Source organism: Ruminiclostridium sufflavum DSM 19573 (assembly GCF_003208175.1).
In the GTDB taxonomy this organism is placed as follows: Bacteria; Bacillota; Clostridia; order Acetivibrionales; family DSM-1351; genus Ruminiclostridium; species Ruminiclostridium sufflavum.
In genome coordinates this window covers 1-22,106 of sequence record NZ_QKMR01000001.1, presented here as the reverse complement: position 1 = coordinate 22,106, position 22,106 = coordinate 1, and the positions used below count along the sequence as shown (strand labels likewise).

Annotated in this window: 28 protein-coding genes; all 28 read left to right on the top strand. The window is 39.3% G+C overall.

Going from position 1 to position 22,106, the window contains the following annotated elements:
• Window position 1 precedes the first annotated feature (1 nt).
• Complete coding sequence (locus LY28_RS00130) at window positions 2-1,357, top strand: terminase (RefSeq protein ID WP_110460138.1); 1,356 nt, start codon at window positions 2-4, stop codon at window positions 1,355-1,357.
• Entirely contained in the window at window positions 1,358-3,040 is a 1,683-nt protein-coding gene (locus LY28_RS00125; protein WP_242981102.1) for a capsid protein, read from the top strand.
• A gap of 112 nt (window positions 3,041-3,152) precedes the next feature.
• On the top strand, window positions 3,153-4,259 hold the full coding sequence (locus tag LY28_RS00120) for a phage minor capsid protein (protein WP_422784974.1): 1,107 nt from the start codon (window positions 3,153-3,155) through the stop codon (window positions 4,257-4,259).
• Window positions 4,260-4,374: 115 nt separating this feature from the next.
• Complete coding sequence (locus tag LY28_RS00115; protein WP_110460136.1) at window positions 4,375-4,962, top strand: phage scaffolding protein; 588 nt, start codon at window positions 4,375-4,377, stop codon at window positions 4,960-4,962.
• Between the two features lie 24 nt (window positions 4,963-4,986).
• Window positions 4,987-5,952, top strand: a complete 966-nt coding sequence (locus tag LY28_RS00110) for a major capsid protein (protein ID WP_110460135.1) — start codon at window positions 4,987-4,989, stop codon at window positions 5,950-5,952.
• A 16-nt stretch (window positions 5,953-5,968) separates the two neighbouring features.
• On the top strand, window positions 5,969-6,265 hold the full coding sequence (locus tag LY28_RS00105) for a hypothetical protein (protein ID WP_110460134.1): 297 nt from the start codon (window positions 5,969-5,971) through the stop codon (window positions 6,263-6,265).
• 2 nt (window positions 6,266-6,267) lie between these two features.
• Window positions 6,268-6,630 (top strand): head-tail connector protein, encoded by a 363-nt coding sequence (locus LY28_RS00100; RefSeq protein ID WP_110460133.1) that lies wholly within the window; start codon window positions 6,268-6,270, stop codon window positions 6,628-6,630.
• Window positions 6,631-6,632: 2 nt separating this feature from the next.
• Entirely contained in the window at window positions 6,633-6,950 is a 318-nt protein-coding gene (locus tag LY28_RS00095) for a hypothetical protein (protein ID WP_110460132.1), read from the top strand.
• Entirely contained in the window at window positions 6,950-7,333 is a 384-nt protein-coding gene (locus tag LY28_RS00090) for a hypothetical protein (protein ID WP_110460131.1), read from the top strand. Before LY28_RS00095 ends, LY28_RS00090 begins: the two co-directional genes overlap by 1 nt.
• Window positions 7,330-7,731, top strand: coding sequence for a phage tail terminator protein (locus LY28_RS00085; RefSeq protein ID WP_242981099.1), 402 nt, complete (start codon window positions 7,330-7,332; stop codon window positions 7,729-7,731). The genes LY28_RS00090 and LY28_RS00085 overlap by 4 nt, the downstream gene beginning before the upstream one ends.
• Before the next feature lie 26 nt (window positions 7,732-7,757).
• Window positions 7,758-8,177, top strand: a complete 420-nt coding sequence (locus tag LY28_RS00080; protein ID WP_340162522.1) for a phage tail tube protein — start codon at window positions 7,758-7,760, stop codon at window positions 8,175-8,177.
• A 39-nt stretch (window positions 8,178-8,216) separates the two neighbouring features.
• Window positions 8,217-8,519 (top strand): hypothetical protein, encoded by a 303-nt coding sequence (locus LY28_RS00075; RefSeq protein WP_110460129.1) that lies wholly within the window; start codon window positions 8,217-8,219, stop codon window positions 8,517-8,519.
• A complete protein-coding gene (locus LY28_RS00070) occupies window positions 8,488-8,877 on the top strand; it encodes a Gp15 family bacteriophage protein (protein ID WP_110460128.1) in 390 nt (129 codons plus the stop codon). The genes LY28_RS00075 and LY28_RS00070 overlap by 32 nt, the downstream gene beginning before the upstream one ends.
• A complete protein-coding gene (locus LY28_RS00065; RefSeq protein ID WP_110460127.1) occupies window positions 8,864-11,386 on the top strand; it encodes a phage tail family protein in 2,523 nt (840 codons plus the stop codon). Before LY28_RS00070 ends, LY28_RS00065 begins: the two co-directional genes overlap by 14 nt.
• Before the next feature lie 15 nt (window positions 11,387-11,401).
• Window positions 11,402-11,761, top strand: a complete 360-nt coding sequence (locus tag LY28_RS00060; RefSeq protein WP_110460126.1) for a DUF6711 family protein — start codon at window positions 11,402-11,404, stop codon at window positions 11,759-11,761.
• An 11-nt stretch (window positions 11,762-11,772) separates the two neighbouring features.
• Window positions 11,773-13,884 (top strand): S-layer family protein, encoded by a 2,112-nt coding sequence (locus LY28_RS00055; protein WP_110460125.1) that lies wholly within the window; start codon window positions 11,773-11,775, stop codon window positions 13,882-13,884.
• A 149-nt stretch (window positions 13,885-14,033) separates the two neighbouring features.
• Window positions 14,034-14,702, top strand: coding sequence for a DUF5067 domain-containing protein (locus tag LY28_RS00050; RefSeq protein WP_110460124.1), 669 nt, complete (start codon window positions 14,034-14,036; stop codon window positions 14,700-14,702).
• 87 nt (window positions 14,703-14,789) lie between these two features.
• Window positions 14,790-16,127 (top strand): hypothetical protein, encoded by a 1,338-nt coding sequence (locus LY28_RS19315; RefSeq protein WP_207658038.1) that lies wholly within the window; start codon window positions 14,790-14,792, stop codon window positions 16,125-16,127.
• 17 nt (window positions 16,128-16,144) lie between these two features.
• A complete protein-coding gene (locus tag LY28_RS00040; RefSeq protein ID WP_110460123.1) occupies window positions 16,145-16,486 on the top strand; it encodes a hypothetical protein in 342 nt (113 codons plus the stop codon).
• Window positions 16,487-16,627 carry a hypothetical protein gene (locus tag LY28_RS18970; RefSeq protein WP_165835441.1) on the top strand — a complete coding sequence of 47 codons (141 nt, stop codon included), beginning with the start codon at window positions 16,487-16,489 and terminating at the stop codon, window positions 16,625-16,627.
• Window positions 16,628-16,732: 105 nt separating this feature from the next.
• A complete protein-coding gene (locus LY28_RS19430) occupies window positions 16,733-17,806 on the top strand; it encodes a fibronectin type III domain-containing protein (RefSeq protein ID WP_242981097.1) in 1,074 nt (357 codons plus the stop codon).
• A 90-nt stretch (window positions 17,807-17,896) separates the two neighbouring features.
• Window positions 17,897-18,301, top strand: coding sequence for a phage holin family protein (locus LY28_RS00030; protein ID WP_110460122.1), 405 nt, complete (start codon window positions 17,897-17,899; stop codon window positions 18,299-18,301).
• Window positions 18,294-18,989, top strand: coding sequence for a D-alanyl-D-alanine carboxypeptidase family protein (locus LY28_RS00025; RefSeq protein WP_110460121.1), 696 nt, complete (start codon window positions 18,294-18,296; stop codon window positions 18,987-18,989). Before LY28_RS00030 ends, LY28_RS00025 begins: the two co-directional genes overlap by 8 nt.
• Window positions 18,990-18,993: 4 nt before the next feature.
• On the top strand, window positions 18,994-19,164 hold the full coding sequence (locus LY28_RS18965; protein WP_165835440.1) for a hypothetical protein: 171 nt from the start codon (window positions 18,994-18,996) through the stop codon (window positions 19,162-19,164).
• A 165-nt stretch (window positions 19,165-19,329) separates the two neighbouring features.
• Window positions 19,330-19,980, top strand: coding sequence for a hypothetical protein (locus LY28_RS00020; RefSeq protein WP_110460120.1), 651 nt, complete (start codon window positions 19,330-19,332; stop codon window positions 19,978-19,980).
• On the top strand, window positions 19,970-21,130 hold the full coding sequence (locus LY28_RS00015; RefSeq protein WP_110460119.1) for a helix-turn-helix domain-containing protein: 1,161 nt from the start codon (window positions 19,970-19,972) through the stop codon (window positions 21,128-21,130). The genes LY28_RS00020 and LY28_RS00015 overlap by 11 nt, the downstream gene beginning before the upstream one ends.
• Before the next feature lie 190 nt (window positions 21,131-21,320).
• The gene (locus LY28_RS00010) at window positions 21,321-21,716 is read left to right on the top strand and encodes a hypothetical protein (protein WP_110460118.1); all 396 of its coding nucleotides are present in this window, start codon (window positions 21,321-21,323) and stop codon (window positions 21,714-21,716) included.
• 224 nt (window positions 21,717-21,940) lie between these two features.
• Window positions 21,941-22,106 (top strand): IS66 family insertion sequence element accessory protein TnpA (gene tnpA, locus LY28_RS19785; protein ID WP_422784975.1); only part of this gene is annotated, 166 nt, incomplete at its 3' end.

Below are 22,106 nucleotides of genomic sequence, written 5' to 3'. Positions count from 1 at the left end.
TTTGAGCAAGGAAACATTATTACTTTCTGACAAATACAAAGCCTTTATCCGGCACACTGCTCCGGTTGAGTTCTTAGAGGGCACCACAGCGGCCGGCAAAACGACAGTTGGAATTTTCAAGTTCATGCTCAGGGTGGCTGAGAGCGCAAAGAAATATCATATCATAGCCGCCAAAGATACCGGTACTGCTGAAAAGAATATCATTAACAAAGACCTCGGAATTATAGATGACTTCGGAGTACTTACAGAGTACAACGGTAACGGCTCTAAAGATGAAAAGATACCGCATATCGTTTACCATACGAGTAACGGTGATAAGATAGTCTATGTTATGGGTTATGCTGATAAAAAGAAATGGCAAAAGGCGCTGGGTGGTCAATACGGATGCCTTTACATAGATGAAATAAACATAGCCGACATTGATTTCGTAAGAGAAGCAGCCATGCGTGCCGATTATGTAATGGCCACACTCAATCCTGATGATCCTAACCTGCCTGTGTACAAAGAATATATAAACTGCAGCAGGCCTCTTCCTGAGTGGGAAAAGGAAACGCCTGTAGAAATCAGAAGCATGTTAAAAGAAGAACCAAAGCCCGGTTGGGTACACTGGTTCTTTTCTTTTACGCATAATTTAGGACTGAGTAAAGAAAAAATAGCGCAGATCATCATGAATGTGCCGAAGGGTACAAAGCTGTATAAGAACAAGATACAGGGCTTGAGGGGCAGAGCTACCGGCCTTATTTTTGGCAACTTTACAAGAGAAAAGAATGTTATCAACAGGGAGCGGGCAAAGAAATACAAGTATATTTACTTTTCGGCCGGCCTTGATACTTCATACAGTCAGGAAAGCCCTGATACATTCGCTTTTATTTATCTCGGCATTACTGATAAGGGTAAAGGCATTGTCCTAAGCGAGGAAGTATATAATAATGCTGATTTAACAATACCCCTGGCACCTTCGGACATAGCACCGAGGTTTTTTGCATTTCTGGAACGAAATCGGAAGGAATGGGGTTTTGCTCGTGACACATTTATCGACAGCGCTGATCAGGCAACTATTACCGAGCTTAATAAATATAAGCGGGAGCACGCTTGCGTGTACAACTTCCTGAATGCCTACAAAAAGATTACGATCATTGACCGTATACATCTTATGCTGGGCTGGATTGACTGCAACGGGGTTGTGTTCTATGAGGTTGTTGATAGCTGTCTGCATCACATCGGTGAGCTTGAAAGCTACAGCTGGAAGGAAGATAAATACGAGCCGGAAGATGCAAACGACCACACCATTAACGCCAGTCAATATGGTTGGATACCGTTTAAAACTAAGATAGGGAATTACAAGGAGGCACGATAGATGGGATGGGTGAGAGATATGATTACAAAGGCAGCTATTAAGATACTTAAAATACAACCGGCACTGGAAAACAGAAATATTATTGTCAGAGAGTCATCATCCTTTGAGACAAATGCCCTACGTAATAGGCTGTGGTATCGTGGTGAGCCGTCAGAGCTTGAACAGTTTTTTAAACAAACTGCACTTGATCCTGTTAGCAAAGGTCGCTTTTGGGCAGCTGTACCCAGTGACGGACTTTCAATCAGAAAAATACATTCCGGATTGCCGGCCATGATTGCAGATAGGTTGTCTGATATTGTTATTGCAGATATGGACAGCATTGAGTTAAAGAATCAACCTGACACAGAGCTCTGGAACGAAATCAGTAAGGATAATAAAGCTGATAAGCTCCTGGGTGAAGCGATAACAGATACCCTTATTGAAGGTGATGGAGCCTTTAAGATAACGGTTGATACAGACATAACGGAATATCCCATGATTGAGTTTTATTCCGGAGAGCGTGTTGATTATACATACAAGCGCGGACGGCTGCAGGAGGTTATATTTTATACGGACTATGCGGTCAAGGAAAAGGAGTACCGGCTTGCTGAAACCTACGGAAAAGGATATATCCGGTATAAGCTCTATGATTCGTTCGGCAAAGAGGTATCGCTAAATATGGTATCTGAGACAGCAGCTCTGCAGGATATTACATTTACCGGTGATTTTATCATGGCAGTACCGCTGATGTTTTTCAAGTCCCCTAAATGGCAAGGCCGGGGCAAGTCAATATTTGACGGCGGCAAGTCGGATGATTTTGACGCTCTGGACGAAGTAATTTCACAGTGGGTTGATGCAGTCAGATCAGGCAGGGTGCAGAAGTATATTCCGGAAGATTTGATACCGAAGAACCCGGAAACAGGTGCTTTATTAAAACCGAATCCGTTTGATAATCAGTTTATTGCTATTGGCAGCAGCTTCTCTGAAGATGCAAAGAGTCAGATTAATACTGTTCAGCCTCAGATTATGTATGAGGCTTTTGTTGCCAGCTATGCCTCAATACTTGATGTTTGCTTGCAGGGGATAATAAGTCCTTCCACTCTCGGTATTGACCTGAAAAAGACTGAAAATGCCGAGGCGCAAAGGGAAAAGGAAAAGGCTACATTGTACACCAGGGGGAAAATAATTGATGCCCTGAATGAGGTTATACCGCAGTTGGTCAATACGGTCTTAAAAGTATATGACACAATGTCCGAAAAAAATGCAGGAGAATACGAAGCTGCAGTAACGTTTGGGGAGTATGCTTCTCCTGCTTTTGACACTGTGGTGGAGACCGTGGGAAAAGCTAAGTCATTCGGCATAATGTCAATTGAGCGCTGTGTTGAGGAGTTATACGGGGATACATGGACTGACGAGGAAAAAGCAGCAGAGGTTGCGAGGTTAAAAGCCGAACAATCCGCGGTAATGGATGAGCCGAGCGTAGCTGGGCAGGATGGTGACATAACAGATGATGAAACCGGAAATATAGAAGGTACTAAGTCTTTAAACCTTAACGGCGCACAGATGGCCAGTCTGTTAGCAGTGGTAAGGTCAGTTAAGGCCGGGGAGATATCAAGTGCCGCTGCAATTGCTTTAGTAACAAGTTCATTTGGCATGACCGATTCTCAGGCAAGAAGCATTCTTGAAGATAATAACGCAATATAAGGGGTGAGAGATAATAGCAGATAATTACGATATCCGAAAAATATTTGATGATATGGCCCTTGACCTTATTCGGTCCCAAAGGCGTAACTTTTTAAGGCACCAGGGAGAACAGTTGAAAGAAGGATTCGACTGGGAGCAGTGGCAGCTTAGTAAGCTCCGGGAACTGAACAAATACCGGCAAGCCAATAAAAAAATAATTGGTAGCTATAGCAAGGAAATAGACGACCTGATAAACGATGCCCTGTCAAACAGCTTTAAAAATGGCGAAAAGAAAGTAGAAAAGGCAATTGAGCGCATACAACAGTTTGTAATAGAAACACCCGAGGAGGGGGTGGACCCTGAACTGTTACAAAAGTATACGAACAGGGAAATCGCAGCCCTAGGTGGTGCACAAAGTGTGATTGATGCTGCCGCCACTCTCCCTAAAGCAACCGGCGCTGATACCTTTTTTGGAGTGAATGAAAAGAAGCTCGAAGCCCTGCAAAAGGTTGTTAGGCAAGATATGCGTAAAGCTCAGAATGCCGTTCTTAGAAAGATGGATGATGTTTATCGGCAAACGGTCTATAAGGCTCAGATTTATCAAAGTACCGGCGCTGTTACTATAAGTCAAGCCGTGGATATGGCTACAAAGGATTTCCTAGCACAAGGCATAAGCTGCATCCAGTACAAAGACGGTAAAATGGTTAATGTTGCCTCCTGGGCAGAGATGTCACTAAGGACTGCAAGCCACAGGGCTACAATGCTGGGTGAAGGCGAAAAAATGGATGAATGGGATTTGCATCTTGTAGTTATCACGGCTCATGGCAATACCTGCGAATTGTGTTTACCGTGGCAAGGCAAAGTTTTGATTGATGATGTATATTCTTCCGGGAAGGCTGATGGAAAACATACGCTTTTATCTGTGGCTATTGCTGCCGGACTATTCCATCCCAATTGCCGACACTCAAGGGCGATATTTTTCCCAGGCATTACAGAGCTACCAAAGCAACTAGTTTCGGATGAAACCGCACTTGCAAGGTATGAAGCCGAACAGAGACAGAGAACTATTGAAAACAATATACGGAAATATAAAAGGCTTGAAGCTGGAAGTATTGATACTGAGAATGTAAATAAGTATGGTTACAAAGTTCAGGAGTGGCAGGGAGCATTAAGACAGCATTTGAAAGATAATACATATCTCAAAAGGGATTATAGCAGAGAAAGAAGTGCTTATAAGTAGCACGTCGAAATTAAGGATTTTTATTTTTCCGTCTTTTAGTTACTGCAGACGATAAAGAACAGTTCATCACTGGTCAAGACCAGGATAAAAAATGTAGATGAAAGGATGAAATACTATGACAAAAGAACAGTTTATTGCACTCGGGATAACCGAGGAGCAGGCAACAAAAGCGGCAGCGGCATCCGCGGAGGAACTCAAAACCTATATACCTAAAACTCGTTTTGATGAAGTCAACGAAGCTAAGAAACAAGCCGAAAAAGATATTCAAACCCGTGATACACAAATCGAAGAGCTAAAAAAAGTAGATGCTGCGGGGTTGAAGGCCGAGATTGAAAAGCTTCAGGGTGAAAACAAGGTTAATAAGGAGAAGTACGAAGCTGACATGAAGGATTTGGCCCTTACCAATGCTATTAAGATAGCTTTGACAGGCAAGGTACATGACGATACTCTGGCAGCTGGATTGGTTGACAAGACCAAACTTGTAATTGATGGTGATAAAGTTGTCGGTCTGGATGAACAACTGAAGAGTCTTAAAGATACAAAAGCTTTTCTGTTTAAGCCTGAAGGTCCGCAGACACAGCAGCCAGGATTCAAGGTGGGAGTTGATCAGCAGCAGCAACAGCAGGGACAGAGGTTAAGCCTGAAAGATGCTATTGCTGCAAAGATACAAACCCAACAGCCCCAGCAAGCACAAAAAACCTAATTATTTTTAAGGAGATGATATTTAATGGCTATTACATTGGCAGAAGCAAGTAAAAATGTACAGGACGATTTACAGTCAGGGGTGATTGATGAATTCAGAAAATCCAGTTGGATTATGGATAACATCACCTTTGATGATGTTGTATCTCCTGTAGGCGGCGGTGCAACAATGACGTATTCTTACGCAAGATTAAAAACACAGCCCACAGCTGGATTCAGAGCAGTGAACAGTGAGTACTCGCCACAGACAGTTGAAAAAGAATTATTCCATACAACTCTGAAGGTATTTGGTGGCTCTTACGAAATTGACCGTATTATCGCAAATATGGGTGGCATCGTAAATGAGATTGATCTACAGCAGGCACAAAAGATTAAGGCAGCGAATGCATTATTTAACGATACTTTTATTAACGGAGATAGCGGCGTTGATGCAAATGCTTTTGATGGACTTGAAAAAGCTCTTGTCGGTAGTTCGACCGAGTATAATGCTGGAAGCTCCGGAACGGTTATTGACCTGTCAACGTCTGCAGCGATTACTACAAATTACATGCAGTTTCTTGACATGCTGGATGAATTTTTGTCTGGACTTGATGGAGTACCCGGTTTTATCGGGGGTAATGCAAAATTAATAGCAAAGCTCAGAGCGTGTGCGAGACGCGCAGGTATGTATATGACCAACAAGAATGATTTCGGAACTCAGGTTGAGTCATATGGGAACATTCCGTTTGTTGATTTAGGAGCAAAAGCAGGAAGCAATGATGATGTAATTGCTACTGACGGTACTGAAGGAACAACATCATTGTATGTTGCCAGATTGGGACTTGACGGTTTACATGCCGTTTCAATGGCAGGTCAATCACCTATTAATACCTGGCTTCCTGATTTTACAACATCAGGTGCAGTAAAGAAAGGTGAAGTCGAAATGACAGCCGCTATTGCATTGAAAGCAACAAAAGCGGCCGGAGTATTCAGAAAAATTAAAGTTAAGTAGGATTGGAGGTAGCTAAATGGCTAAGATTCATGCACCAAATAAGCAGTATACCGGCATTTCAGCAAGTGTTGGCTTTGCAAAAGGGATTGGTGAAACATCTGACACAGATTTAATTGAGTGGTTTAAAACCCACGGATACACAGTTGAGGAAGAATCTAAGAAGGATTCCGAATTAAACGACGAATTTATGGGCTTATCGGTTGATGAATTAAAAGCCTATGCCATTGAAAACGACATAGACATAGGTAATTCAACAAGCATCAACGGTATTATTAAAAAGATACAGGAAGCAAAAAAGAAAGCCGGTGAGTAAATATGGCATACGTAACTGCAGATTACTACAAAGATACATACGGTGGGAATATCATACCTGATGAGTACATTAACCGGCAGCTTGAAAAAGCTTCAGATCAAATTGACAGTATGACCTTTAACCGTATCATAGCTATTGGAATCAATGAGTTAACAGATTTTCAGCAGAATAGGGTAAAAAAGGCTGTATGCGCTCATGCAGACTTCCAATACCAGTATGGTCCCTATCTCAATATGCCGGTATCAGGATACTCTGCAGGAAGTATTAGCCTTTCTTTTAAACCGGTTGAAGCAGGGGGAATAAAAACTTCTGAGGAAGTAACAAACCTGATTAAAGCTACAGGACTTATGGATAGGAGGTTGTAATCATGAAGCTACCTTTTCCGGATTGGATACTTGTTACACCGGTTAAAGTCTATCAGGAAACGACAGGCGAAAACGGGATATCAGAGGAACTAATCTTTGACGGTAAGTGCTGCTATGATGATAAAACAAAGCAGGTACTAGACAGTGAGCGCAGATTGGTTACTCTGGCCGGCAAGGTTATTCTTAAAGGCGATATTTATCCGGATAAAGAGATATCCGGATATGTTATGTTTGGGGAAAAGAAAAATGCCATATTTCGGACAGCCCGTCCTTATAATCCTGATGGCTCTGTATTTTCTACTGAACTGGAGTTGATTTGATGGCTATTAAAGTAAATGTAAAAATGAATCATGCTGCTATTGGCAGATTGAGCACTGCACAAAAGCAGGCGCTTGAAATGACCGCAGAAGCTGTTAAGTCTGATGTCACATTATCGGCTATGGTACCGAAGCAGGCAGGTGAGCTGGAGCGTAGTGCATTTATTGATACGTCAAAATTAAGTAAGGGCAAAACAAGACTGGGCTATGATACTCCATACGCAAGACGCTTGTACTGGCATCCTGAATATGATTTTAGGACTGACAAAAATGCAAGTGCTCAGGGCAAATGGCTGCAAACGTATATTGACGGTGCTAAAAGGAATTTTGCAAAAGAAGCCTTTAGGAAACTATACAGAAAGCTGACCGGGGGTGTAGTTAAATGACATTGACATTGGCTGAAGTAAAGGACTGGCTAAAAACGCAGATAACTTGTCCTAACTGGTATATCGGGAAGATTGACGGCAGTAAAGAACAGTGTATTGGCGTTTATAGCGTAGCCGGGCCTGTTCCTAATATTGCAATTGGAGGCTTGGAATGTACGGGCTATGCAACAAAAGCAATATCTATACTGATTCACTGGGGCAAATATGCCGATGTGGCTGAGCAAAAAGCACAAGAGGTATATAACTGCATGTTCGGACAGCAACCTGTTATAAACGGAACAAGGGTTATTCATTTTGGTATGCGTACCTCTGAACCGGTGGGCATAGGCACAGATGATAAAAATATTTATGAATTTGTGATTGAAACAGTAATTTATTATGAAAGGAATGGTGATTAAATATGCCAGAAACAGGGGTTTTTCCCGTGCATAACAATAAGTTTAAAATCGGTACTGCCGGCAGAGCTTCAACAACAGAACAAATGCTGGTAATAAAAGACCTTGAAACCTTCAGCCCGTCCATTGATGGTAACACCGAAGAATGGACACCTATGGATACCGCAGGCTGGATTAGGAGAGCAGTAACCGGCAAGGGGCTAACATTTAGTTTTTCCGGAAAGCGCCACTATGGAGATCCCGGAAATGATTACATCGGCGGCCTGCTATTAGGTACAGGCCAGGAGGTAGAAAGTAAATTTGAGTGGGAATTCCCCTCAGGGGCAAAGCTCACAATGGATTGCGTAATCAATCTGACAACGCCTGCAGGTGGAGATAGTACAAATATCGATAATCTGGAGTTTGAACTATTAAGCGATGGACTTCCAGTATTCACGCCGGCTGCTTAAATGCGGCTGGTTGTTTTATTTATGAGAGGAGACTAAACGATGTCAAAAGTTATTAATATTACAGATAAACTAATAAGCGAAAAACCGGTTATTCAAATTGGGGACAGAAATTACCCTGTAAATGATGGAATGTCTACTGTACTCAAATTTGAGGAATTAGCAGTATCGGGAACCAGCGAAAACATGGTTGAGGCTATATTAATAGCACTGGGAGAACAAGCAGCGAAAGAATTAGACGTTGCCAATATGCCCATTGCAAATTTTAAGGTATTATCAATTGCTATAATGGCCGCTGTACAAGGGGTAGAATATGAGGAAGCTGCTGCACGATTTCAAGAATAGTAATGATGAGTCATTTTATGACCTGAGAGAGGATTGGCATTTAATTGAGGCTAGTCTTGCTGCCCAATACGGAATTAGAATACGACAGCATACGGATATGCCTTGGGAAGAATTTTGTACTTTAGTGGCTGGATTAATGCCTGAAACTCCATTAGGCAGCATAGTTACTATTCGGTCAGAGAAGGACCGTAAAGTTATAAAAGGCTTTACGTCGGCACAAAGAAAGATTTACAACGATTGGCGGCTGAGAACGGCCAACAAGCAGCTTGAAAATAAGGAGCAGCTTGATAAGAAAATGAAAAATTTTGAGGTAGTGTTTGCACAGATGTTTGGAGGTGATGGCAATGGCAGAGGATAGTGTTGGTAAGATAGGTCTTGACCTGGGAATTAATTATAACCAATTCAACAAGCAATTAGGCGGCATTGCCGATAATGCCACAAACATGGTAGGAAGTGCTTTTAAGAAATTAGGCGGGATTGTAGCCGCAGCGTTTGCTGTGGGGAAGATTGTTGAATTCGGTAAGAGCTCAATTGAGCTTGCGTCTAATCTTTCCGAGGTACAGAATGTTGTTGATGTAACCTTTGGAGGTATGGCCGCAGATATTAACAATTGGTCTAAGACTATGCTGCAGGGATTCGGCTTGTCAGAGCTGTCTGCGAAGAAATATTCTTCCACCCTGGGTGCTATGATGAAAAGCTCCGGATTAGCCGGCACTCAGATGGAAGGTATGTCAAAGAAGCTCACAGAGTTATCGGCTGACATGGCCTCCTTTTATAACTTATCTAATGATGATGCTTTTGAAAAAATCAGGTCGGGCATAAGTGGAGAGACTGAACCGCTTAAGCAGCTTGGCATTAATATGTCGGTGGCCAATATGGAAGCGTATGCTTTGACACAAGGTATAAAGAAGCAGTATCAGGAAATGACTCAGGCAGAACAGACATTACTTAGGTACAATTATCTTTTATCTGTCAGCAAAGATGCTCAGGGCGATTTCGCCCGGACATCCGGAAGTTGGGCGAATCAGGTCAAGTTACTCGGTGAGCAGTGGAAAATCTTTCAAGGGACAATGGGAGCCGGTTTTATAAATATTCTTGCACCGGTGATTCGTGGACTAAATCTCCTGATACAAAAACTGCAGATTGCAGCTCAATATTTTAAGGCATTTACATCTATGCTCTTTGGGGATGCTTCGGGTGGTTCCGTAAGTTCTGCGGCAGATACAGCATCTGCATCTACAGAAGAAATGCGCAGTGCCGTTTCAGATGCCGGCAAAGCAACTAAAAAGGCAGGAAAAGATGTAAAAGGAGCATTGAGTGGTTTTGACCAGCTAAACGTATTGACTCAGGCTGCTGCAAGTAATGCTTCTGATGCGGCAAGCGGTATGGCGGATATGGGTAACATGGATTTAGGAAAAAATACAGATTCAGGAGTAACAATTGACCCAAGTCAGCTTAAGCCGGTAATAGCGATAATGGATGCGTTTAAAGAGCTTAAAATAATAGCCGGTGAAGTTAAAGACTTTTTTGCTGATAATTTCGCACCTGTCATATCGCTTGCCGCATCCCAGCTAGTGCCTGTTTTTAATGGGTGGAAAGATTCAATTGTAAATACACTAAGCTATTTTAAAGCTATCGGCGAACCATTAAAACAGTGGTTTGTCGGGGATTTTGCAGTAAACATAAAAACAGCTATCCTCACGGTAACAGATGTGTTTGCCGGCCTGCTTGATTCTGCTCGTAAGGTATTTGATGGGTTAAGGGTTGAAGTGGTAGAACCTATACTATTATGGTTTGTTTCTGATGGCCTGCCGATGATATCACAATTTGCTGAAGAAGCTATGCACTTATTTCAAACCCTGTTTAACAGTGTAAAGCATATATTTGATATGCTATGGGAACAGGGAGTAGAGCCAGGACTAAACGTCGTATCAACGATGGTAATTGGAATACTGGACATTTTAAGAAGCTTTTGGGATGACTGGGGAGTTTCAATTTTCAGCGGATTAAAGGAAATGATTACAAACGTAACAGGCATAATTGAAACGTTTTGGACATCCTTCTTGAAGCCTATTTGGGACAACATATTAAGTACACTAAGCTGGTTATGGGAGAAGCATTTAAAAGGCTTAGTCAAGGAGATAACTGATTTCGTTGGTACGCTAATAACAGCTGCACTTGATATATATAACAAATTTATACAGCCGGTACTTAAATTTTTAATTGCTGAGCTGGGGCCTAAATGGGCGGTAGTATTTAACGGTATCATAGATGTTGTCGGTACCGCTGTAGCGATTATCTCTGATGTTGTCAAAGGTATCATAAAGGCATTGAGAGGCATAATAGATTTTATTGCAGGAGTATTCACAGCCGACTGGGAAAGGTCATGGAAAGGCATAAAGGAGTTCTTTGGTGGAATCTTCGACGGAATTGTGGGAATTTTTAAAGGTGCTATAAACCTTATCATTGACGGGCTAAACGTCTTAATTGGTGCTCTTAATACGGTTAAATTTGATATGCCTGACTGGGTTCCCGGAATAGGAGGCAAGGAGTTCGGCATAAATATTCCCAAAATACCGAAACTTGCAAACGGTGGTTTGGTTTCCGCACCTACTCTGGCAATGGTCGGTGATAACCGTAATGCAGTAGCAGACCCAGAGGTTGTAAGTCCTCTCAGCAAGCTTCAGGAAATGCTGGGGGGAAGTAACCAGGAAGTTGTAAACGCATTAATGCTAATCGTTGAACTACTTAAAAATATTAACCTTAACCCGGTATTAAAAGTGGGAGAGATAGAATTTGGTAGAGTTGCAGCAAATGCGGTGAACACAGCGTCAAAGCAAACTGGCAGACAGCTTATTTTGACTTAGGAGGGTGACTGGCTCATGATATTAAAAATAAATGGCGTTAACATAGCAGAGTCACCTAAAGAGTTTTCTGTCACACCTATGGACCTTGACGATGGGAGCACCACAGTAAGAACAGCTGATGGTATATTACACAGGGATAGAATAGCCGTAAAAAGGCAAATAGACATGTCCTGGGGACTTTTAAAATGGGCTACTTTAGCAACTCTGCTGCAATCAATGTCAAATACCTTTTTTGAGTTTTATTACCCTGACCCAATGGAGGGGACATACATAACCAAAACATTCTATGTCGGTAATCGCCCATGCCCGGCTGCACTATCCAAAAACGGAGAAATTTACTGGAAAGATTTAAAAGTTACACTAACAGAAAAATAGGAGGGATTACCTTGTACAACATACCGGATTTATATAAGAGCTTGTTTAAAACCGAGAACCGGACACTTGATGCAAAGATAGTTATAAATGGTATAGATTATACCGGTGCGGAAATAGTTGAGTTTGAAATTGACGATAGTATATGCTCAGGAGAAAGTTTGGAAATAGGCTCTGCTATATCGTCTATACTTACCTGCACTATAAGAACGGCTGATGTATTAGCCAAAAATGCAAAGGTACAGCCATATATACGTTTAGGGCTGGATGTTGAATGGAAAAATGCTAATGTGGAGTGGATGAATGCAAATTTCAACTGGGAAGGGGAATATTCAGAGTGGATGCCGCTGGGCGAATTTTACATTGACGGTCGGAAATTCAGCGAAGGTACATGGAAATTCACCTGCTACGATAGGCTTATGATGGCCAATCAGGCCTATGAAACAACACTTGAATTCCCGGCTGCAATGGATGCGGTGATGAATGACATATGTGCCCAGTTAGGTATTAGCAGAGACAGCAGGCTTCAGATAAATTCAGGATATATGATACCTTTTAATTACGATTACACAATATCTGAGGTTATCCGGTATATAGCCTCCTCTCATGGAGCATGTGCGAAGATAACAAAAGAGGGTAAATTAGGCTTTGTGAAGTTCAACAAAGATGATGCCGCATTAGAATCGATTACACCTGCGGATTACAGTAACCTGTCACACGATGGAGAAGTCAAAACCATTACCCGTATAGTAGTAACCTATAACGATGATGGTGAATACCTGGAAGTCGGAACCGGCGATGAGTCAGAGACACTGAGATTTTACAACCCATTTGTGACTGAGGCAATGCTGAATACTATATTCGCCGCTCTTAATGGCTACTCATACAAACCTTATGACATGCGGTGGCGTTGCTATCCGTACCTTGAAACAGGAGATAGGATAAACGTAACCTATTTCGAAACTCCTGCGCCGGTATGGAGTGAAGTACCTATCCCTTGGAATACTGCAAATTTTAACTGGGAAGGAACAGCCTCATTTAGCACACTGATACTAAACAGCCGAATAACCTTTGGAGGCGGATTAAGCGGAAAGTTATCAGCGCAGGCAGCCGCCGAACAGCAAGCCGAATTTAAGGGAACTCTGACACGAAAGGTAGAGAACCTAAGCAAAACAACCATAAAAGAGGATAAGCCTTATTATGGCGTAACAGTAGGACGTGCAAACGGACTGAATATAAAGAAGTCTGACGGCAGCTCCGAGGTTGTCTTAAACAGCGACCAGTTAACCTTTAAAGTGGGCGGTGTAGATAAGATATACTTTGACCCGGTATCGGGTAAGTATAAATTTAACGGAACACTAGAAGCCGTAGATGGTGTGTTTAGCGGTACTGTATACGCAGAAAATATAGATACGTCAAATGCCAAAATAAAAACGGCACAAATAGAAGAACTGCATGTCGGGGCAGGCGGGAATGTAACGTTAGATCCTACTGCGACTATCAGTTTCGGGCAAGTGTCCGGAGCTGAGAGTGCTGTAACAACAATTACTAATAACACATTATCTACTACTAATGTAATTGCACAAAATTTAAAAGTAAATAGTGCCAATATAAACGGTACATTAACCGCAGATAAAATAGCAGGCGGTACCCTATCAGGGGTAAGCTTTAAAACAAGCTCTTCTATAAGCGACAGCAGAACCGAAATAGTTCCAAACGGTTATTATGCCGAAATCAAGCAGTATGATACAGATAATACTAATAGGTTAACGCTAAGAACTGATGATAATGGCGGGAAAATTAGATTTTATAACGAAGATGGAATGCTTGTAAACGATATATCACTGTCTTATGACGGATTGCTTATTAATGCATCCAACGGTAATAAAATATATATAGGAAATCCATCCGTAATAACAAAGATATATGGAACATTTGATACAAGCGGTTCTGCTACGGTAAAAATAGGTGGAAGCTCCAGTGCAATAGGATTTTTCGGAAAAGATGCAATAGCGAAACAATCCGCAGCACTATTAAATGGCTCTGCGACATTATCGGATGTTATCGCTAAAGTGAATGGTATAATGAATCAGTTGGCGAATTATGGGCTTATTGAGGTATCATAATCAATATATAATTTAAATAACTATCATAAAAAGGGGGCTAAACATCCGTGTGCATTGATTAATATTGCGTTTTTTGTTACAAGATAAAACTAATTGTAAAAAATTTCTTTTAATGCTAGAATAGAGTAAAAAAAGAAGGGGCTAGGGTTATGGATAAATTGGTTAATTGTAAAACCTGCAAGGCAGAAATCGCATCATCAACGAAAAAGTGCCCGCAATGTGGTGCTAGAAACAAAAAGTCAATATTAAAAAATTGGTGGTTTTGGGTTGCTGCGGTTGTAATTTTAATTGCCGTTTTGGTTAACTTGGGAGATGACGCCGATAAGGCCGCTATTACTCAAGCAAAAGTAACATCTCAAAATCAGAAGGAAGAGCCTAAGAAAAAGGAACAAGAGGGCGATAAAGAAAACATTATTACTAAACCTAACGATAGTATAGAAACAAAAAATTTTAGAGTATCTTTAGAATCTTTAAATAGGCCAAAAGGAAGCGAATTTAACACACCAGCCGATGGCAAAGAATTTGTTGCTGTAACACTTCTAATAGAGAATATATCAAGTAAAGATTATACAATAAGTTCTTTATTGATGTTTAACGCATATCAGGATGGCTTTTCAATAAATGAATCAATTTCAGCTCAGATGGCGAACCCTGATATCAATACTCTAGATGGGGCTTTGGCCGCAGGTAAAAAGCTGCGAGGCGAATTGGCATATGAGCTGCCTACCGATTGGAAGGAACTTGAGATTAATGTGGATTTAACAAAATTGAGCCTCAGTACAGACGGTGAAATCAAGATTAAATTAAAAAATGAATAACTAAAAATTAATATGATATCTTAAAAGCACTCTCACACGAGGGTGCTTTTTACGTTGTAAATAAATTAAGAAAGGAGCTGAATCAATATGAATAAATACTGCAATCTTTACGGAGAAAACAAAATCAAGGATGAATACCAAAAAATAAATAACGGCTTTGAGCTTGTACAAGGTGATGTTGAGAATGTATTAAATTCCGAGTCTGGCCGGGAAGTGGCAGAGACACAAAGAGAAGTAAACGAAGTAAATAGGCAGCTCAGATACGCCAACACTAAGCATTACGGCGAATACAATCCTATTACTGTTTACCACACAAACAACATAGTAAGTTACTTTGGCAGCTCTTATATGTTAAAAGAGAATACGGATGGTACTATATTGGAGTCGCAAGGCTATGCACCGCCAGAATATCCGCAAGAAGAAAACGACCGCTGGAAATTGGTCGGCAAAAAAGGTGATAAAGGAGATACCGGCGCAGTACCTAACATACAAATCGGTACAGTAACAACTTTACAACCAGGAAACACAGCTACAGTGAGTAGGCATTCCGGAAGTCCTGACACAGAACCGATATTTGATTTTGGAATACCGAAAGGAATTGACGGTACCGGTGCAGGGGACATGACAAAGAGTGTATATGATACAGATAATAGCGGGATAGTAGATGATGCTGAAAGATTAGGCGGACAACTACCGGGTTATTATGCTAAAGCAAATGATTTGTCGGTATTAAACGCTACTGTTATTAACCGGGTACCTTTTAAAACTACAAATAATATAGCATATTACGTTCGGACAGATGGCTCAGACTTAAACGACGGCTCTGCCAATGATTCTGCACATGCATTTTTAACCATAAGCAAAGCAATTAATGCTATACCACAAATAGTAAACCACGATGTCCTTGTTTCTATTGCACCGGGAACATATAACGAAGATATTACTGTTAGTGGGCATTCTGGACAAGGAGGCATAAGAATAATTGGAGCTAACAGCCTAGCTGATAGTGTAAATTACATAATAACCGGTAAAATATTGGTTAAGGGACATAATTGTGCTAATAGTTTTTTGCTGCAAGGAATAAAAACAACATATGCAACCAACGGAGGATTTTCTATACGCTTTATAAGCGGAAGCAATCTATTTATTGTGCAATATTGCACGGTAGCACCAGTAAGCTATGTAACTGGTAGTTATGGTATTTGGGCTTATGCATTTAGTGGAAATATACTTAACTGTAATGTTAGCAATATAAATTATGCTATAGGCGCAGCCAACAACAATATCCTGTCTGGTGATAACGGTGGTTCAGGGAATAATATTGTTCTGACGGCAAGTAATGCTGGCATTATAGGCAAAAGAGGCACACAGCCAACCGGCGATATCGCAGAACAAACGAATAATGGCGGAGCTATTAGGGCTTAAAAGAAAGGGTGGTTACTATGATGGCAGTCGTTTGTAAAAACGGTGATAATGAAATTTTCAGTATTGTAGAAGATGTGAAAAGGGTATCTGATAATGAGATTATAGGACAGAACACGCAATTAGCTGGTATAAATTTGGAGGTAGCTACATTTAAAGTACTTAACTACGATGCAGTTTATGTTGATAATAAAATAGGGTTTACCAAAAATGAAGAAAAGTTTTTTGTAGGAGACATTTTTGATATATCTCAGGAAACTGATAAAAGGGACCTACTAGGGAAATCAGAAACGCAGTCATTACAGCAACAAATGAGCGACCTAAATATTGCTATAGCAGCTCTGATAGGAGGTGCGATATAAGTGCCAACGTGGAAGAAAAATATATTTGTAAATGCAGTAAAATACAGGATGGAAACTGAGGGCAAAACGGCAGAGGAAATTTTGGGTGATTATGTAGCTCTGACAGAAGCTGAAAAGGCAGAGATTTTAAGTGCCATTTAGTTGTTAACTTTTAATTATACTTTTATTTTCAATAAATTATCAGACTTATAATTATATGTATTTTAAAGTATAATTTAAAAAATATTAATTAGGAGGTAAATTTAAATGAAAAATTTTAGTAAGTCATTAAGTTTTATTGTAGTGTTTATTGCTATGATGGCAGTTATGTGTAGTGTTAGTTTTGCTGAAGAGCAGCAGTATACTGAAAATTTAATACCAGTAATGACTAGCAATACAGAGCCTAGCGGTATAGTTACATCTAGTAATAGTGATGCTAACTGGCAGGACTGGAAAGCTTTTGATAGAGGGATTGGAGCGGGAAAGTCGTGGATGACAAATAATTATGCTCAAACAGGATGGTTAGCATATGAGTTTCCAACCTCACAAGTTATAACAAAATACACTATTACCCCGTATTTATATCTTGATGAAAACTCTCCTAAAAATTGGACTTTTGAAGGCTGGGATGGAAGTCAATGGATTGTCTTAGATCAAAGAACGGATATTAATGGTTGGAGTACAAAAAAAGAATTTACATTTCAAAATTCTACAGCTTATATTAAATATAGAATAAACGTTACTGCTCTTGCTTATAGTACAAGTACTATGAGGTCTCTTGTTATCTGTGAACTTGAAATGATGGGACCGGCTACTGCTTCAGTACTAGCTCCTACTAACTTAGCAGCAGTACCGGGAAATGCAAAAGTCGATTTGTCTTGGACTGCAACGACAACAACAGGAACAGCAATATATAATGTTAAGCGTGCCACAACAGCAGGTGGCCCATACACAACTATAGCAAGTAATGTCACAGAGACTACATATACTGACACAGCAGTAACTAATGGAACTACATATTATTACGTTGTAAGTGCTGTAATAGATGAAGTTGAAAGCCCAAATTCTAATGAAGCTTCAGCAATGCCAACAGAGCCTGTAATTACTGGGAATAGCGCAGTTCTCGAAATAACAATGACTAATGGGCAAATTAAAGAATATGATTTAACAGCTGTTGAACTTCAAAGCTTTTTAACGTGGTATGATGGAAGCGCAAATGGGACTGATAAAGCTTATTATATACTAACGAAAAAGAATGGTATTAAGCCTTTCTTAAGCAGAAAAGAATACATAGCATTTGATAAAATATCAAGCTTTGAAGTAAAGGAATATGCTGAATAGCGGCAATAAAACTAAATAATTAAGGACAAAGAGAGATTATTCAGAAATGGATAGTCTCTTTTTTGCATCTCAAAAACTTCAGGAAGAAATATGGAAAAAGGAATTTTTAAAACCGTGATAGCTATGCTTGCAACATTTTTAACGTGGCTTTTTGGAGCATGGGATACAGCCTTATGCGTATTAATATCTTTCATGGCACTGGACTATTGTACGGGGCTTATAAAAGGCTGTGTCTTTAAAAAACTAAGTAGCGATATCGGACTTAAAGGTTTAGCACGAAAAGCAGTTATATTTGTGGTGCTGATAGTAGCTGTTCTGCTAGACCGACTATCTGGCAATGGGCAATGGATATTTCGGACGCTTGTTTGCTATTTTTACATAGCAAATGAAGGGATAAGTATTTTAGAGAATTGTGCTCAATTGGGATTGCCAGTGCCGGTAAAGATTAAAGATGCGCTAGTACAACTTAAGGATGGAGGGAAGAAAAATGTCTAGTGTAAAATTTAAGTACCAGGATGAGATATATGTAATTCAAAAACTTGTTGATGCGGTAAATGCTCTGTGTAAAGATATGGGCAAAAGTTGTACATGTACATCTGGATACAGGAGTTTAGAAAAGCAAAAGATTATTAATGCTCAAAAACTAGCAGAAAGTAAGGGCAATTATCAGGTGTCCAGCGGAGCAGTATATAACTCAAAAGGCCAGTGTATTGCTGCAGCATTTGGCGCATCAAACCATTGTTTTTGCATTGCGATGGATGTATCAGACGAGTGGTTTAAAGAATTAACAAATGCCCAGCTGAAAAAATACGGTTTGGTTAAGCCTATGGACTACGAACCGTGGCATGTTCAGCTGTTGGAGCATAACGGAATTTCAGACGTACAAAAAGAGCAAATAAGAGATAGCGTTTTGAAAGGAGTTGATAAAGATATGGATGTTAAGGAATTTCAGGCGATAACGGGTTTAACAGCGGACGGTATAGCAGGCCCTAAAACAAAGGAAAAAGCAAAAGAGGTACTGCAGTGCTGTCAGGGAATACTGGGCATTCCAAATTTTAAGACAGCCGAGGAATTGATAAAAGGTACACAGTCAAGCCCGGATATATGGCTGCCATTACTTAAAGTAATCACATATTTTGATTCTTTTTTAATGAACATATATAAAAAAATGAGAGGGGAGTAGTTATATGAAAGAGAAATTTGCAAAGCTTATAGATGTAAAAACAATAGTAACCTTTGCCCTAGTAGGGGCGTTAATCGGATTTGTAGCTACTGGTAAGCTGGAGGCAAAAGAGGTAGTGCCATTAGTTACTATGGCAGTCTCCTTTTTCTTTGCTGTAAAATTAAATAAGGCTTAATTATAATGCCCTCAGAGTTATCTTTGGGGGCTATTTTTTTTTACCATTGTGTTGTTTATTGTTTGCTTTACAAATAAAAAAAAAACTTCCTTCATATTGACGTTGTTAACAAAAATGTGGTAATATATTTGCATGAGAGTTTATGGCTAATTGGAGGGGATGTTAATGGAGAGGGTTTGTGGAAAAGAATTATTGGAACAAGATTTTCCAAGGAAAATCCGTACAGAATTTGTTAGAACAATAAAGCAATCATATAAGATTGTAAAGGTACTTGAAGGTGATTGGGATTATTTGGGTTCGGTTCTTGGAAAAAATATTATAACTTCGTTTAGTAACGTAGTTGTTGAATGTGAATTTATGCGTAAAATTGATGAAGGGGAATTACCATTTACCTATAAAATTCTTTCCAATAAGGCAAGTACCCATTTTCATACGGAATTTTTATCTAAAAACTTCATATTTACAATAAGCCAAATTGATAAAAATGGAAAACTACCCAGAAAAGCAGAATTTAGAATTAATAATAGTTTTAATAATCAATTACCGTTATTGGTAGAAAAAGAAAGCTTTAGTGAACAATATTATGCAATACTGACACATGGAAAATATATTAAAGGATTATCATTTTCAAATTTAGGAATACCAGACGAAAAAAATGGGAGATGGTTAGATAATTGTCTTATGAGATTAATGTCTGAACCATTTGTTATGACTGAACCTGAAGCAGATGTGGTGCCAGAAGAGGAAATAACAGAGGAAAGAATTGTATCAGCTAAGGAATATCTAAGAAAGAGGATGTTAGGTGATGCTAAATAATAATAAAGTAATTCCCGAAAGAGTAAGAGAAGCTAGGATATCTAGAGATTTAACAACAACACAATTAGCAGAGTCATTAGAAATTACAAGACAATGTATTTCGCAATACGAATTAGGACACTCAGAACCAACACATTCAATTTTGAGAAAGATGGTTGAAGTTCTGGAATTTCCTGTAGCTTTTTTTTATAAACCATTACCTCAAACGAATAACTTAGAGAGCATCTCTTTCTATAGCCCAACATTTTTTAGAAGCTTAAAAGCAGCAAGGAAAAGCGGAAAAAATAAAGTTACTATAAGGACAGATTGGCTGGAAGAAATATATTTATATTTAAATCAATATGTTGATTTTCCAGTTGTAAATGTTCCAGATATGAGTAAATATTTAACTGGGAAAGAACTAAGTCAGGATGAAATAGAAGATATAGCTGAATATGTAAGAAAAAACTGGGGGCTTGGGATAGGTCCTATAAGTAATATCCTACTGCTTCTTGAAAAAAACGGATTTGTAATAGCTAGAAATTCAATTAAAGATAAAAAAATAGATGCTTTTTCTCAATGGAAGGGAGAGACTCCTTACATTTATTTGAGTTCGGATAAGGATTGTGCTGTAAGAACGAGATTTGATGCTTCTCATGAACTTGGGCATCTACTATTGCATATTGATTCTGATCAACATAATTATGATGATGAAAAGTATATTAAAACAATTGAACAAGAAGCTAACAAATTTGCAAGTGCTTTTCTTCTTCCGAGGGATAGCTTTGGACAAGAAGTTATGTCTACATCTTTAGATCATTTTATTAATTTAAAACGTCGTTGGAAAGTATCAATTCAAGCGATGATTTATAGATGTTCAGATCTCGGCATATTAAATGAAAACCAAATTTTATATTTAAGAAAGCAGATATCAATAAGGAAGATGAGAACAAATGAGCCTCTTGACGATGAGCTTATCCCTGAGAGTCCGGTTATGTTAAAGCAAGCAGTAGAAATCATTCTGGAAGAAAATAGCCTTAATAATGAAAAAATTGTTGATGAGTTATGCTTACCTATAGAAGAGATAGAGGCACTTACAAATTTGCCGAAGGGAACATTATCGCTTTCGGGGCATGTCATACCTTTAAAATTAAAGAATCATAGGTCTTAGTTTATGATAATATCTGTATTTTATCTCTAAACTTATTTATTTTGCTTTCATTACCAAGCAACAAAAGGAGCGAAGCCTAAGCCTCGCTATCAGGAAATTATGTGTACTATCCTGTGGAAATAGTTATTTAATGAGAAATAATATATAATATAGAAAAGAATACCTGTAAATTTTAATAGGAGGATGGTCTATGAAAAAAAGTATTGCTAGTTTGGTTTTAGCTCTTGTTATTACCTTCTCTATCTTTGCAATACCATGTTCAGCTATGTCAGGTAATTTTAATGTTGTATCAAGTGATAAAACTGATATTGGGGTACCAGGTCAGGCTTTTGCTGTTGGACAAACTCTAACATATGGGGTTGGCAATCGCACATCAGGAACAATACGTGTAATACTTTTATATAATGCATCTGGTGCTTTATATGATGGTACTACGGAAATGTCATACTTTTATTCATATGGGAATACAAGTGAATCCAGAACTCGTACAATCAATGGAACAAACTATCAGCCTGGATATTACTGGGTGAAAGTGGAATATGTTGATACTGCAGTAAGTGGTACGATGTTTTTAAATCAAGATTAAGGTTTGTTTATATAAAAATATTTTTACAGGTATAATAAAAAACTGCGAAATGTGTGTTTACTCCCAGTTCCGCAGTTTTTTATTATAGGTAAGCGCTCAATAAAAGAGCGCATTACACATTAACCATTCATTTGAGATAATACTTCCAAAGAACCTTTAGACTTTTTCAAGTTTTTCGTCAATGACTAAAAAGTCCAAAGCAATTTTGAGGAGGCTATCAGAAAATGGATAAAATCACAGATGCCAAAACCGAATTCAGGCGGAGGCAATGGACTCAAATAATTCAGGACTGCCAGAACAGTGGTATGACAGTTGTAGGCTGGTGCAGCCAGAACAACGTGAATACAAAATCATACTACTACTGGCTACGAAAAATTCGTTCCCTGGCAT